At 44.9% G+C, this 13,988-nt stretch carries 12 protein-coding genes; 10 read left to right on the top strand and 2 right to left on the bottom strand.

All coding sequences use genetic code 11. From position 1 onward, the window contains the following. Positions 1-45 precede the first annotated feature (45 nt). The 4 genes from purM (at position 46) to purD (ending at position 4,699) form a co-directional block, all read left to right on the top strand. A complete protein-coding gene (gene purM / locus MKY20_RS02120) occupies positions 46-1,071 on the top strand; it encodes a phosphoribosylformylglycinamidine cyclo-ligase (RefSeq protein ID WP_019382935.1) in 1,026 nt (341 codons plus the stop codon). Positions 1,072-1,084: 13 nt separating this feature from the next. Continuing rightward, positions 1,085-1,666: a phosphoribosylglycinamide formyltransferase gene (gene purN / locus MKY20_RS02115; protein WP_019382934.1), complete on the top strand. Its 582-nt coding sequence runs from the start codon at positions 1,085-1,087 to the stop codon at positions 1,664-1,666. Positions 1,667-1,700: 34 nt separating this feature from the next. Continuing rightward, entirely contained in the window at positions 1,701-3,236 is a 1,536-nt protein-coding gene (gene purH, locus MKY20_RS02110) for a bifunctional phosphoribosylaminoimidazolecarboxamide formyltransferase/IMP cyclohydrolase (RefSeq protein ID WP_341000207.1), read from the top strand. Between the two features lie 194 nt (positions 3,237-3,430). Continuing rightward, positions 3,431-4,699: a phosphoribosylamine--glycine ligase gene (gene purD / locus MKY20_RS02105; protein WP_019382932.1), complete on the top strand. Its 1,269-nt coding sequence runs from the start codon at positions 3,431-3,433 to the stop codon at positions 4,697-4,699. Here purD and MKY20_RS02100 read toward each other — a convergent pair. Both MKY20_RS02100 and MKY20_RS02095 read right to left on the bottom strand, forming a co-directional pair. Then, positions 4,677-4,790, bottom strand: coding sequence for an EYxxD motif small membrane protein (locus MKY20_RS02100; protein WP_335582802.1), 114 nt, complete (start codon positions 4,788-4,790; stop codon positions 4,677-4,679). The two genes, purD and MKY20_RS02100, sit on opposite strands and share 23 nt — an antisense overlap. A gap of 59 nt (positions 4,791-4,849) precedes the next feature. Beyond that, a complete protein-coding gene (locus tag MKY20_RS02095) occupies positions 4,850-5,140 on the bottom strand; it encodes a YgaP family membrane protein (RefSeq protein WP_009336749.1) in 291 nt (96 codons plus the stop codon). 195 nt (positions 5,141-5,335) lie between these two features. Between MKY20_RS02095 and MKY20_RS02090 the strand changes: the two genes are divergently transcribed. The 6 genes from MKY20_RS02090 (at position 5,336) to ligA (ending at position 13,974) form a co-directional block, all read left to right on the top strand. Further along, positions 5,336-7,078 carry an adenine deaminase C-terminal domain-containing protein gene (locus MKY20_RS02090; protein ID WP_026041806.1) on the top strand — a complete coding sequence of 581 codons (1,743 nt, stop codon included), beginning with the start codon at positions 5,336-5,338 and terminating at the stop codon, positions 7,076-7,078. Between the two features lie 94 nt (positions 7,079-7,172). Then, entirely contained in the window at positions 7,173-8,228 is a 1,056-nt protein-coding gene (locus MKY20_RS02085; RefSeq protein WP_019382931.1) for a DUF3048 domain-containing protein, read from the top strand. A 40-nt stretch (positions 8,229-8,268) separates the two neighbouring features. Then, positions 8,269-8,577 (top strand): YerC/YecD family TrpR-related protein, encoded by a 309-nt coding sequence (locus MKY20_RS02080; protein ID WP_019382930.1) that lies wholly within the window; start codon positions 8,269-8,271, stop codon positions 8,575-8,577. A 342-nt stretch (positions 8,578-8,919) separates the two neighbouring features. After that, positions 8,920-9,606 carry a heptaprenylglyceryl phosphate synthase gene (locus MKY20_RS02075; protein WP_251175371.1) on the top strand — a complete coding sequence of 229 codons (687 nt, stop codon included), beginning with the start codon at positions 8,920-8,922 and terminating at the stop codon, positions 9,604-9,606. A 75-nt stretch (positions 9,607-9,681) separates the two neighbouring features. Then, complete coding sequence (gene pcrA, locus MKY20_RS02070; protein ID WP_251175370.1) at positions 9,682-11,913, top strand: DNA helicase PcrA; 2,232 nt, start codon at positions 9,682-9,684, stop codon at positions 11,911-11,913. Positions 11,914-11,967: 54 nt separating this feature from the next. Beyond that, the gene (ligA, locus tag MKY20_RS02065; RefSeq protein WP_251175369.1) at positions 11,968-13,974 is read left to right on the top strand and encodes an NAD-dependent DNA ligase LigA; all 2,007 of its coding nucleotides are present in this window, start codon (positions 11,968-11,970) and stop codon (positions 13,972-13,974) included. Positions 13,975-13,988: the final 14 nt, after the last annotated feature.

Genomic DNA, 13,988 nt, shown 5'->3' with positions numbered 1-13,988 from the left:
AATACAAAATCGGCCTTTATTTTTCCAACCAAGAGGTGAAAAGGAATGGCAAATGCATATAAACAGGCCGGAGTAGATATTGAAGCTGGCTATGAAGCAGTTTCCCGCATGAAAAAGCACGTACAGAAGACGATTCGTCCTGGTGTGCTTGGCGGTTTGGGCGGATTTGGCGGCATGTTCGATCTATCTGAACTTAACCTGAAGGAACCGGTTTTAGTATCAGGTACAGATGGTGTCGGCACGAAGCTGATGCTCGCTTTTATGATGGATAAGCATGACACGATTGGGATTGATGCGGTCGCAATGTGTGTAAATGATATTGTTGTACAGGGAGCGGAACCTCTTTATTTCTTGGATTATATCGCCTGCGGAAAAGCGGCGCCTGAACGGATTGAAGCGATTGTGAAAGGAATTGCGGATGGCTGCGAACAGGCAGGATGCGCACTCGTAGGCGGTGAAACAGCTGAGATGCCTGGCATGTACAGTGAGGAAGAATATGACCTTGCCGGCTTTGCGGTCGGTGCCTGTGAAAAATCCAGCCTGATTAATGGTTCCGATATTAAAGCTGGAGATGTACTGATTGGGCTTGCATCCAGCGGAATTCACAGCAATGGCTACTCACTTGTCAGAAAGCTGTTTTTTGAAAAAGCGAATCTGTCCTTGACAGATCATGTAGAAGAATTAGGCTGCACTTTAGGGGAAGAGCTGCTTCGCCCTACAAAAATTTATGTAAAGCCGCTTCTATCAGCTATGAAGCAATTCAAGCTGAAGGGCATGGCGCATATTACCGGAGGCGGATTTATTGAAAATATCCCCCGCATGCTGCCTGAAGGTCTTGGCGCCCAGCTTAGTGAAAGCAATTGGGAAGTGCCGCCTGTGTTCACGCTTATGGAGAAGATCGGCGGACTGGAACGCAAAGAAATGTACAACATTTTTAATATGGGAACAGGCATGGTGATTGCAGCGGATAAAGAAAATGCTGATAAACTAATCACCTATTTTAATGATATCGGAGAAAAATCCTATCTAATGGGGACAGTGACGGATCAGGAAGGAATTGAAATTCTGTAACTTGGAGGAAGTCATGAAAAAAATCGCAGTGTTTGCTTCCGGAAGCGGAACGAACTTTCAGGCCATTGCCGATGCTGTAAAAAAAGGTGATTTGCAGGCTGAGATCGTCTTGTTTGTCTGTGATCGGCCAGGTGCATACAGCACACAGCGTGCACAAAACGAACAGGTTCCGCAGTTTGTTTTTTCAGCTAAAGACTATGCTGGCAAAGCAGAGTATGAAAGAGCGATTTTGCAAAGGCTGAAGGAGAGCGGCGCCGAGTATATTATTCTCGCAGGCTACATGAGACTGATCGGCCCGACGCTTTTGAAAGAGTTTGAAGGCAGGATTATTAATATCCATCCTTCTCTTCTTCCTGCTTTTCCTGGTAAGGATGCAATTGGCCAAGCGTTATCTGCCAATGTGAAGGTAAGCGGTGTAACGGTTCATTTTGTCGATGAAGGTATGGATACTGGGCCGATTATTGCTCAAGCGGTAGTTGATATAAGTGCGGGTGAAACGCTGGATAGCCTTCAAAAGAAGATACATGAAGTCGAGCACAAACTTTATCCGCAGGTTTTGCAAAATCTTTTCTATGCTAAAATGGTAGAGAACTAAAGTGTATCATTCAACAGAGACAGGGGGAGCGAACATGAAGAAACGTGCATTAATCAGTGTTTCCGATAAAAATGGCATAACAGAATTTGCCAAGCAGTTAAGCGAACTGGGTTTTGAAATTATCTCAACAGGCGGTACAAAAAAAGCGCTGGAAGAGAGTGGAGTCCCCGTTATCGGAGTAAGTGATGTGACAGGCTTTCCGGAAATTTTGGAAGGGCGTGTGAAAACATTAAATCCAATGATTCATGGCGGGCTGCTGGCAAAGCATGGCGAACCAGGCCACAAACAGCAGCTTGAGGAGCATGGAATCCAGCCTATCCAGGTTGTGTGCGTGAATTTGTATCCGTTCCAGCAAACTATCGCTAAGCCAGATGTGACAGTAGAGGATGCGATAGAGAATATTGATATCGGCGGCCCGGCCATGCTGCGTGCCTCCGCCAAAAACCATGACTATGTAACGGTTGTGGTGGATCCGGCCGATTATGAAACAGTTCTTTCACAGCTAAAAGAAACCGGAGAGGTTCAAAAGGAAACCCGCCGCAGACTCGCTGCAAAGGTTTTCCGCCATACTGCTTCCTATGATGCGATGATCGCTGAATATATGACAGATTTGGCAAATGAAGAAACACCTGAAAAATTAACGGTTACGTATGAACTGAAGCAAACATTGAGATACGGGGAAAATCCGCATCAAAAGGCTGCCTTTTACCGCAAGCCGCTTGGTTCTGAATTTTCGATTGCTAACGCTGAACAGCTTCACGGCAAGGAATTATCCTACAACAATATCAATGATGCAGATACAGCTCTCCAAATAGTAAAAGAATTCTCAGAGCCTGCAGCGGTTGCAGTTAAGCATATGAATCCTTGCGGAGTGGGGACTGGGGAAAATGTATTCGAAGCTTTTTCAAAAGCTTTCGAGGCGGACCCTGTATCAATCTTTGGCGGCATTATTGCCCTGAACAGGGAAGTAGACGCTGAGACAGCGAAAAAGCTATATGAAATCTTCCTTGAAATCATCATTGCACCTTCCTTCTCAAATGAAGCGCTTGAGATTTTAAAAGGGAAAAAGAATCTGCGCCTGCTGACTATTCCTTTTGAAGGCAAAAAGAAAGCGGAGATGAGATTGTCCGCCATTGAAGGCGGCTTGCTGACGCAGGAATATGATCTATTCACCCTTGATAATGCAGAAGTAAAAGTTCCGACCAAGAGAGAGCCAACAGAAGAAGAGTGGAAAGCATTGAAGATGGGCTGGAAAGTTGTGAAGCATGTAAAATCCAATGCCATTGTCGTAAATGATGCAAATATGACACTTGGGGTCGGTGCCGGGCAGATGAACCGCGTAGGCTCTGCCAAAATTGCGCTTGAGCAGGCCGGTGAAAAAGCGAACGGAGCTGTACTGGCATCCGATGCCTTTTTCCCAATGAACGATACAGTTGAAACGGCAGCCAAAGCAGGCATCACAGCCATCATCCAGCCGGGAGGCTCAATCCGTGATGAGGATTCCATCAAAAAGGCTGATGAGTACGGAATTGCAATGGTCTTTACAGGCGTACGTCATTTTAAACATTAATCGAAAAGCGGAAGCGCCTCGATCAGGGGCGACAAGCATAAGACGAGCTGTCGGAAAGGTGGCCCTTTACCTTTTTGACAGGTTGGCTTATGACCTCGAGCCCCTAGGCGCTGGAGCTGGACAATACGAAAAGCGGAAGCGCCTCGATCAGGGGCCTTGCTATTATAGCTGACATTTTTACGGAGGTGGGCGTAATGAAGGTATTGGTTATAGGAAGAGGCGGCCGAGAGCATGCAATTTGCTGGAAGATGAATCAAAGCCCTTCAGTGAAACAGGTTTTTGCGGCTCCAGGAAATCCGGGAATGGAAGATTCAGCTCAAGCGGTTGCCATCCAGGAACATGAACAGGAAAAACTTGTGCAGTTTGCTCAGGATAATGAAATCGAATTGACTGTAATCGGGCCGGAAGTGCCGCTGCTTGAGGGGCTGGCTGACCGATTTGAAGAAGCCGGGTTAAAGGTATTTGGGCCGAGAAAAGCAGCAGCCGAAATTGAAGGCAGCAAGTCCTTTGCCAAGGAGCTAATGAAGAAATATGCTATCCCCACTGCCGAATATGGGGTATTCAGCAACTATGAAGAAGCGAAAGCCTATATTGAAGCAAAAGGCGCTCCCATTGTTCTTAAAGCAGATGGCCTTGCAGCCGGAAAAGGCGTAATAGTGGCCATGACTATGCAGGAAGCATTGTCTGGGATTGAGGAACTATTATTGAATGAAAAGTTTGGCCAAGCTTCTTCAACGGTTGTAATTGAAGAATTCCTTGAAGGCGAAGAATTTTCCTTAATGGCCTTTGTGAACGGTGAAACGGTGATTCCGCTAGAAATTGCACAGGACCACAAGCGTGCCTATGATGGAGACCAGGGACCGAATACTGGCGGAATGGGGGCTTATTCACCGGTACCGCATATTGGTGATGAAACAGTTGCAGCGGCTGTTGAACATGTTTTGAAGCCGGCAGCAAAAGCAATGATTCAGGAAGGCCGAAGTTTTACCGGTATCCTGTATGCAGGTCTGATCAAAACAACAGCAGGCCCGAAGGTAATTGAATTTAATGCCCGTTTTGGAGATCCTGAAACACAGGTGATTTTACCCCGCATGAAGTCGGATCTGGCGGGAGTAATGCTGGCAGTCCTAAAAGGGGAACAGCCTGAAATCGAGTGGGATAAGGAAGCAATCGTCGGAGTGGTTGCTGCTTCTAAAGGCTACCCTGAAGCTTATGAAAAAGGAGCCGTTCTGAATGGGCTTCAATCACTTACAAATGTCTCCGTCTTCCATGCCGGCACTGATCGAAACAGCTCAGGTGAGTATGTGACAAATGGAGGCCGCGTGCTGCTGGCAGGCGCTAAAGCTCCTACTCTGAAAGAAGCACAGCAAAAGGTATATTCCGAACTCGAAAATCTTCAGTGTGAAGGTGTATTCTACCGCAAAGATATTGCCGATAAAGCTATCGCGCACGTCCTTTCTTAGTCTTCCGGATATACACAAACAGGAGTGCTACAATGCTTCCAATTATTGCTGCCAGGACGAACGTCATATCCATTACGTATTCCCAAAACATATTGTCAGCTCCTTTCAATTTTCCAGCCCCCATATAGGGAGCTGGATTTTTTAAGAAATTTAAGATGGATTATACGGGAGAATTTCCTCAACAGCATCATCATTATTGTGATTGCCATCCTGCTTTCGCTTTTCCTGAACCATGTCCTGGCCTCTTTCAAAAAGAGCTGTCAAAGGGCAAAAGCGGACAATTCCCTCTGCCACCTTCATGCCGCCCAGCATGGCCATCATGAGGTAAGAGTCCCGCCAAGGTCTTTTCACAAGCTTTGAAGTGCTCCAGGCTAAGACAGTTAATCCGACTGTTATGCGTATTAAGGCATTTACTATGCCGATATTTGGTTTTACATTCATGGTTGTGTCACCACTTTCACAAAAATTTTACAATCTTTTACTGATTCTTTAATGCGTTAAACAGTGAAATATGTTACTATAAAAAACAAGAGAAATGAAAGGGCTTTCTTTATTGATTTATAGCCATTTCACTCATTGATTTTATTCTAAAAACAGAATCTTTTATATATAGATATCAACAAGGGAGGGAGTATGGTGCTGGAACAGCGTTACCGTTGGAAAAACAGACACTTGCGTGAACATGTTTCCGTATTGGACGGAAAACTGTCACCGACGATATTACTAAAGAACGCCCGTTATCTTAATCAGGCACTTCGCAAATGGATAACAGCAAATATATGGATTTATGGCGACCGTATTGTTTATGTGGGCGAAAAGCTGCCGGAAAAAATAGAACAGTGTGAGGTCGTTGATTGTACGGGACTCACGCTGGTTCCTGGATATATTGAACCGCATGCCCATCCATTTCAATTATATAATCCCCATTCCCTGGCGAGCTATGCATCGCAGTTTGGTACAACAACCCTGATTAATGACAATATGGTCCTTGCTTTACAGCAGGATAAAAAGAAAGCGTTTTCTTTCCTGAAGGAAATGAGAAACATGCCTGCAACAACCTATTGGTGGTGCCGATTTGATGCACAAACGGAAATCCAGCATGAAGAATCCGTTTTTTCGCATGGGAACGTTAAATCATGGCTTGAGCATGATGCCGTGCTTCAGGGAGGAGAGCTTACAGGCTGGCCGAAGCTTTTGGATGGCGATGATATGATGCTTCATTGGATTCAGGAGACTAAGCGGATGAGGAAAAAGATTGAAGGCCATTTTCCTGGGGCATCCGAAAAAACGCTGGCAAAGCTCATGCTGCTTGGTGCTGATTGCGACCATGAGTCGATGACGGGAAAGGATATTTACAATCGTCTTTTACAGGGATATACCGTATCTCTCAGATATTCTTCCATCCGTCCCGATTTGCCGGTTTTATTGGACGAGATGCATGAAATCGGCATTGATCAATATGATCGGATGATCTTCACAACAGACGGTTCCTTTTCCTCCTTCTATGAACAGGGAATTATTGACCATATGATCCGCATTGCCATAGATAAAGGAGTGCCGGTAATTGATGCTTATAACATGGCTACCATTAATGTGGCCCGTCATTATGGAATCGATTATTTACATGGCTCCATTGCGACAGGAAGGGTGGCCAATATTAATTTTCTGTCAGATGAAAAAGAACCAACTCCATTATCTGTTATTGCCAAAGGGGAGTGGGTGAAAAGAGATGGTGAAAACCTGCACGCCTATAAGCCTGTAGAATGGGGAGAATACGGCTTCGAACCGCTGGATATTGATTGGGAGCTGACTGCTGATGATATGCAATTCTCCATGCCTTTCGGGATAAAACTGGAGAATGCAGTTATTACGAAGCCCTACTCCATCACGATTGACGTTTCATCCGAAGAACTGGAGAAAGACCATGATGAATGTTTCTTCATGCTTGTTGACCGGAATGGACACTGGCGCATAAATACGATACTAAAAGGGTTCTCGAAAAGCCTGGATGGAATGGCAAGTTCTTTTTCCAATACCGGTGACATTATCTTAATTGGAAAAAGAAAACAGGAAATGCTGAATGCTTTTAACCGGCTGAAAGAAATTGGCGGAGGCATTGTCATATCAGAAGGGGGAAGAATTGTCCAGGAGATGGAACTCCGCTTAAAGGGTGTGATGTCCCATAAAAATGTGGAGGAATTAATGGAGGAAGAAAAACAGCTTGTTCATTATTTGCGTGATCAAGGCTATAGACATGAAGATCCAATGTATACGCTGCTCTTTTTCTCTTCAACGCATCTGCCTTATATCAGGATTACTCAGCAGGGGATGTATGATGTAATGAATAAAACGGTACTCTTTCCAACGATAATGCGTTAAAATATAAAAGTATACTATATAATAGAGATAAAGACTGCTCAGTGGTGGAGCTAACATAGAACCTGCATCAAAGCAAAAAACACAGGGGTGCTAAATGCTAAAAAGATGGATAGCTGTATCAGCAGCGGCAATGCTTTTAGTCTCTGGCTGCAGCAAAGAAAAAACTGAAGAGCCTGAAAAACAAGATACGGAAAAAGCGGAAGAGGCTGCAAAAGGGGTAAGCTCTGAAAAAGAACTTCCATTTCACTATCCTCTCACAGGCTTCGGGTCGGAGGCTGAGGTGGATGGAAGGGCTGTAGCGGTGATGATCAATAATCATCCGAAAGCCCGTCCGCAATCCGGGCTTAACCAGGCTGATATCGTCTACGAATTGCTGGCAGAAGGGGACGTGACGCGTTTTCTTGCTATTTTTCAAAGTGAGCAGCCCGAAATGATAGGGCCGGTAAGAAGTTCAAGAGATTATTATATTGAGCTGGCGAAAGGCTATGACAGCCTCTACATTGCCCACGGCTATAGTCCGGAAGCCAAAGAATTGCTGGATCAGGGCTATATTGATAATCTGAATGGAATGCAGTATGACGGTACACTGTTTAAACGGGAAAGCTTCCGCCAGGCTCCTCATAATTCCTATATTTCATTCGAAAATGTGCTGAAGGGTGCAAAGGAAAGAAATTATGTGATGGAAAACGAACCGGAATCTCTGGCGTTTCTGTCGAAGGAAGATGCAAAGGCTATTCAGGGAGAGGATGCTGACTCTGCCATGATCTCCTATTTGGACAATGAATTATTCAATGTCATCTATGAGTATGATGCGGCACTGGAGAAATACAAAAGATATTCCAATGGCGAACTTACAGCTGATTACAAATCCGGCGAACCTGTATTGCTTGATAACATCTTCATTGCAGAAGCAGACCATAAAGTGGTTGACAGCGCGGGCCGCCGTGATATTAACTTAACTTCTGGGGGAAAAGGATACCTCCTGCAAAAAGGGAAAGTGACAGAAGTAAAATGGGAAAATATTGACGGGCGAATTCTTCCTGTATTAAATGGGAAACAGGCTGGCCTGGTGCCAGGAAAGACCTGGATCAACATCGTTCCATCAAGCATGGGCAATGAGCAAACGGTTTCCTTTGAAGCTAAACAATAATTATGTCAAAAACTATTACAATAAAGGGGTATGCAAATATATGCAAATTGATAAGCTAAGAGGCAAAGAACTGGATCAGTTATTTAAATCTGTTTTATCTTTAAATGACCTGGAAGAGTGCTATCGCTTCTTTGATGACTTATGCACAGTTAATGAAATACAGTCCCTGGCTCAGCGTCTGGAAGTGGCACGCATGCTTCGTGAAGGCAAAACCTATCATAAAATTGAAACAGATACGGGCGCAAGCACGGCAACCATTTCCCGCGTGAAGCGATGCCTCAACTATGGAAATGATGCCTATGAAATGGCACTGGAAAGAATCAAAGAAGAAGAACCTGAAAAAGCGTAAATATTCGTATTACTTAAACCGATGGGGCTGTTCCCGCGGTTTTTTTCTTTGTTTCCCCTAATAATTTTTTCCACCTCATAAAGACTTCCTGCTTTACTTTTTTATCTAGCTTCAGCGCCCAGCCCCTCGAGGTCGCTTCAGGCAAGCTGATGAAGTCAAAAAAACGACTTCATCCACTGACCTTCCGACGTACAGGATTACTAGTGCCGACGTTGCCACAGGACGTGGCAGCGTCGGCCAGCGCTTGTCCGGGCTGTTCGAGGCGCTTCAGCTTTTATTTTTTATTCACTATCTTAAATGATATAATGATGAAATGGAATGATAGAATGGAGGCAATTTTGCATGTATGATGTTCGCGAATGGAGCCACGTTTTTAAGCTCGATCCGGATAAAAATATATCAGATGAAAACCTGGAAATGATTTGTGAGTCTGGAACAGACGCGATTATTGTGGGCGGGACGGACGGAGTAACGCTGGAAAAGGTGCTGGATTTAATGGCACGCATCCGCCGATACACAGTCCCTTGTGTGCTGGAGGTTTCAACCATTGATTCAATTACCCCGGGCTTTGACTTATACTTTATCCCGACAGTCCTTAACAGCCGGGACGTGAAGTGGATTACAGGCCTTCATCAGGAGGCTGTAAAAGAATATGGGGATGTCATGAATTGGGAAGAAATTCTGGTTCAGGGTTATTGCATCCTGAATGAAGATTGCAAAGCGGCACACGTTACCAATTCAAGGACAGATTTATCATTGGATGAGGTAAGGGCATATGCCATGATGGCTGAGAAGATGTTCAGCCTGCCAATCTTCTATCTGGAATACAGCGGAAAGTACGGAGACGCTGAAGTGGTCGCAGAGGTGAAAAATACGCTTGAAGAAACCGTATTATTTTACGGCGGCGGCATCATGAATGCCGAGCAGGCAAGTCAAATGGCTGAGCATGCGGACGTAATTGTGGTCGGAAATATTATTTACGATGATCTGCAGGCTGCATTGGCCACTGTCGAAGCTGTTCGTGCCTAATTCAGTTGCTGATGATTATAAAAAAAGATAAAATAGATATAAGAACATATGTTTCTATGGTGGTGAAGAGAAGAAATGCAATTTTTAACGGATAAATTATTGAACGGACTGAATCCGCAGCAGCAAAATGCGGTAAAAACAACAGACGGACCACTTCTTATAATGGCAGGAGCGGGAAGCGGAAAGACAAGAGTGCTTACCCACAGGATTGCTTACTTGATGGTAGAAAAGGGTGTGAACCCCTACAATATTCTGGCAATCACTTTTACAAACAAAGCAGCCCGTGAAATGCGTGACCGTATTCATAACATGATGGGCGGAGCTGCAGATGAAATCTGGATTTCGACGTTCCACTCCATGTGCGTTCGAATCTTAAGAAGAGATATTGACCGTATTGGCTATAACCGCAATTTCACGATTCTTGATTCAACAGATCAGCAATCGGTGATTAAATCAATCCTCAAGGATAAAAACCTGGATCCAAAGAAATTTGATCCGCGTGCTATCCTGGGGTCTATCAGCTCGGCAAAAAATGAATTGATTACCCCTGAAGAGTATGCGAAAACAGCAGGAGATTATATTCAGCAGGTTGCAAGTGATGTATATACAGAGTACCAAAAGAGACTAAGACGCAACCAGGCGCTTGATTTTGATGATCTTATTATGATCACGATTCAGCTGTTCCAGAGAGTGCCGGAAGTGCTTGAATATTATCAGCGCAAATTCCAGTACATTCATGTGGATGAGTACCAGGATACTAACAGAGCGCAGTATATGCTGGTCAAGCTTTTGGCAAGCCGTTTTAAGAATCTGTGTGTGGTCGGTGATTCCGATCAGTCCATCTATAAATGGCGCGGTGCGGACATAGCCAACATCCTTTCTTTTGAAAAGGATTATCCAAATGCACAGACTATTATGCTCGAACAAAATTACCGATCAACTAAAAGGATTCTGCTGGCTGCGAACGAAGTCATCAGCAAGAACCTCAACAGAAAGCCAAAAAACCTTTGGACTGAAAACGCAGAAGGCAATAAGATCTTCTACTATCGTGCCGACAGCGAGCAGGGAGAAGCGCAGTTTGTTGCAGGGAAAATTAAAGAATACATCAGCAGCGGCAAGCGAAGCTTTTCGGATATTGCTATCTTGTACCGCACAAACGCACAGTCCCGTGTAATGGAGGAAGTACTGTTAAAGTCGAACATTGAATATTCCATTGTCGGCGGCATCAAGTTCTACGACCGCAAAGAAATTAAGGACATCCTTGCTTACCTGCGTCTGATTGCAAATCCGGATGATGATATCAGCCTTCAGCGTGTCATCAATGTGCCAAAACGCGGAATCGGCTCCGGTTCCGTTGATAAAATCGCCAACTTTGCACAGCTTCACGAGATGAGCATGTTTGAAGCTCTTGAGTCCATTGAACTGATTGGCCTGAGCCCGAAAATTACAAAAGGGGCTATTGAATTCAGGGATTTGGTTAAAAACTATACACAAATGCAGGAATACTTATCTGTGACAGAACTTGTGGAAGAGCTGCTGGAGAAATCAGGCTACCGGGATATGCTCATTGCCGAGAAGTCCATTGAAGCCCAGAGCCGTCTGGAAAACATTGATGAATTCCTATCTGTTACAAAAAACTTTGAAGAAGCCAGCGAAGATAAATCGCTTATCGCATTTTTGACTGATCTGGCTCTTGTGGCTGACATTGATAAATTGGATGATGATGGGGAAAAAGCTGAATCAGTTGTGCTTATGACACTTCACTCAGCAAAAGGGCTAGAGTTCCCTGTTGTCTTTTTACTAGGTCTTGAAGAAGGTGTATTCCCGCACAGCCGTTCTCTAATGGAAGAATCGGAAATGGAAGAGGAGCGCCGTCTTGCTTATGTGGGAATCACGCGGGCAGAAGAAGAGCTTTACATTACGAATGCACAAATGCGTACTTTATTTGGACGCACGAATATGAATCCGCCATCCCGATTTATCAAAGAAATTCCTGCTGATTTGCTGGATGGGCTTGAACCTGCTAAAAAGCCGTCTCCATTTGGATCATCCCCGTTTGGATCTCCTTCAGCTTCAAGAGGAGCACAGCCTCAGCGGAAAGCGGTGGTTCGTCCATCTGCATCGAATACAGGCGGAGATGAAATTGACTGGAAAGTCGGCGACAAAGCCCAGCACGGAAAATGGGGTACAGGTACAGTTGTCAGTGTAAAAGGTTCCGGCGAAGGAACAGAGCTGGATATTGCGTTCCCAAGACCAGTTGGCATTAAACGTCTGCTGGCCAAATTTGCACCGATTACAAAGGCGTAAACTTAGAGCAGCCTGCCAGGCATTTTTTAAAGGATTATAGAAAGGGTTGAATGTATGGACCTTCAATTGGCAGAAAAAAAGGTGAAAGATCTGCACAACCTTTTGAATCAGTATAATTATGAATACCATGTTCTTGATCAGCCGTCTGTTCCAGATGCTGAATACGATAGACTGATGAGGGACCTCATTGAGCTTGAAGAGCAATTTCCCGAGCTGAAAACAGAAGATTCTCCAACACAGCGGGTTGGAGGGGAAATTCTTGATATGTTCGAAAAGGTGGAGCATCAGTCACAAATGCTCAGTTTGGGCAATGCCTTCAGTGAGCAGGACCTAAGAGACTTTGACCGCCGTGTCCGCCAGGGTGCAGGTGAAAATGTTTCTTATGTATGCGAATTGAAAATCGATGGGCTGGCTGTCTCCCTCCGTTATGAGGATGGGCTTTTTACTCTCGGTGCCACACGCGGGGACGGATCCATCGGTGAAAATATCACAGCAAATTTAAAGACCATTCGCTCTATCCCTCTCCGGCTGAAAGAGAGTGTCACGATGGAAGTGCGCGGTGAGGCATTCATGCCAAGGCGTTCTTTTGAGAAATTGAATAAAGCGAAAGAGGAGAATGGGGAAGAGCCTTTCGCAAACCCAAGGAATGCCGCAGCAGGTTCATTAAGGCAGCTTGATCCGCGTCTGGCGGCAAAGCGAAATCTCGATATTTTTGTCTACGGCATAGCGAATGTAGGGGATACAGGCGTTGTATCCCATAGCGAAGGTCTGGATTATCTGGATAGCCTTGGATTTAAAACGAATAAAGAACGCAAAAGATGTGAAAGCATCGAGGAAGTCATTGAATATGTACAGGGATGGACTGACAAACGTCCAAACCTGTCTTATGATATTGATGGCATCGTTATTAAAGTCGATTCACTTGAATCACAGGAGCAGCTTGGCACTACGGCAAAAAGCCCACGCTGGGCCATTGCTTATAAATTCCCTGCAGAAGAGGTTGTTACCACATTAAGGGATATTGAATTAAGCGTGGGGCGAACTGGCGTAGTTACGCCAACTGCACTTCTGGAGCCTGTCCGTGTTGCCGGAACGACTGTTCAAAGGGCGTCACTGCACAACGAAGATTTAATTCGCGAAAAAGATATTAAGATTGGCGATCAGGTCGTTGTGAAAAAAGCAGGAGATATTATCCCTGAAGTTGTAAATGTACTGGCTGACAGGAGAACGGGTGAGGAGCAGGATTTTAACATGCCGACACATTGCCCTGAGTGTGAAAGCGAACTGGTCCGCCTTGATGGTGAAGTGGCATTGCGCTGCATTAATCCAAAGTGCCCGGCCCAGATCAGGGAAGGCCTAATTCACTTTGTATCCCGCAACGCCATGAACATTGATGGCCTTGGTGAAAAGGTGATCAGCCAATTATTTGCCGAAAATCTGATTAAAGATGTGGCAGATATCTATAAATTAACGTATGAACAGCTCATCCAGCTCGAGAGGATGGGTGAAAAGTCAGTAAATAACCTCATTCAGGCAATTGAAAACTCCAAGGGCAACTCATTGGAAAAGCTTTTATTTGGGCTGGGGATCCGCCATGTTGGCGCAAAGGCAGCCAAAACGCTGGCCCAGGAGTTTGGCCATATGGAAGCACTTGAAAAAGCATCCCGGGACAATTTAACAGCTATCAATGAAATTGGTGAAAAAATGGCTGATTCCATCGTTTCCTTCTTTGATCAGGAAGAAGCCCATGAACTGATTGCGGAGCTGAAAGCAGCTGGGGTCAACATGGCTTATAATGGGCCAAAGCCTGTTTTGGCCGAAAACTCGGATAGCTTTTTTGCAGGAAAAACAGTGGTTCTGACAGGAAAGCTTGAAATAATGAGCCGGAATGAAGCAAAAGAAAAAATAGAGGCGCTAGGCGGTAAAGTATCCGGAAGCGTCAGCAAGAAAACAGATGTTGTAATCGCCGGAGAAGAGGCTGGATCCAAACTGACGAAGGCCCAGGAGCTTGGAGTTGAGGTTTGGAACGAGGAGAGACTGGTTGAAGAATTAAATAAGTAAGAGGGTGTAAGCTC

The sequence above is a fragment of the Cytobacillus sp. FSL W8-0315 genome (genome assembly GCF_038002905.1).
GTDB lineage: Bacteria > Bacillota > Bacilli > Bacillales > Cytobacillaceae > Cytobacillus > Cytobacillus pseudoceanisediminis.
Note: the sequence above shows the minus strand (reverse complement) of the source record. Positions and strands in the feature narration are given on the sequence as shown.

Coding starts and splice junctions, on each gene's coding strand:
- purM (WP_019382935.1), top strand. CDS start 46: ATGGCAAATGCATATAAACAGGCCGGAGTAGATATTGAAGCTGGCTAT.
- purN (WP_019382934.1), top strand. CDS start 1,085: ATGAAAAAAATCGCAGTGTTTGCTTCCGGAAGCGGAACGAACTTTCAG.
- purH (WP_341000207.1), top strand. CDS start 1,701: ATGAAGAAACGTGCATTAATCAGTGTTTCCGATAAAAATGGCATAACA.
- purD (WP_019382932.1), top strand. CDS start 3,431: ATGAAGGTATTGGTTATAGGAAGAGGCGGCCGAGAGCATGCAATTTGC.
- MKY20_RS02100 (WP_335582802.1), bottom strand. CDS start 4,790: ATGTTTTGGGAATACGTAATGGATATGACGTTCGTCCTGGCAGCAATA.
- MKY20_RS02095 (WP_009336749.1), bottom strand. CDS start 5,140: ATGAATGTAAAACCAAATATCGGCATAGTAAATGCCTTAATACGCATA.
- MKY20_RS02085 (WP_019382931.1), top strand. CDS start 7,173: ATGCTAAAAAGATGGATAGCTGTATCAGCAGCGGCAATGCTTTTAGTC.
- MKY20_RS02080 (WP_019382930.1), top strand. CDS start 8,269: ATGCAAATTGATAAGCTAAGAGGCAAAGAACTGGATCAGTTATTTAAA.
- MKY20_RS02075 (WP_251175371.1), top strand. CDS start 8,920: ATGTATGATGTTCGCGAATGGAGCCACGTTTTTAAGCTCGATCCGGAT.
- pcrA (WP_251175370.1), top strand. CDS start 9,682: ATGCAATTTTTAACGGATAAATTATTGAACGGACTGAATCCGCAGCAG.
- ligA (WP_251175369.1), top strand. CDS start 11,968: ATGGACCTTCAATTGGCAGAAAAAAAGGTGAAAGATCTGCACAACCTT.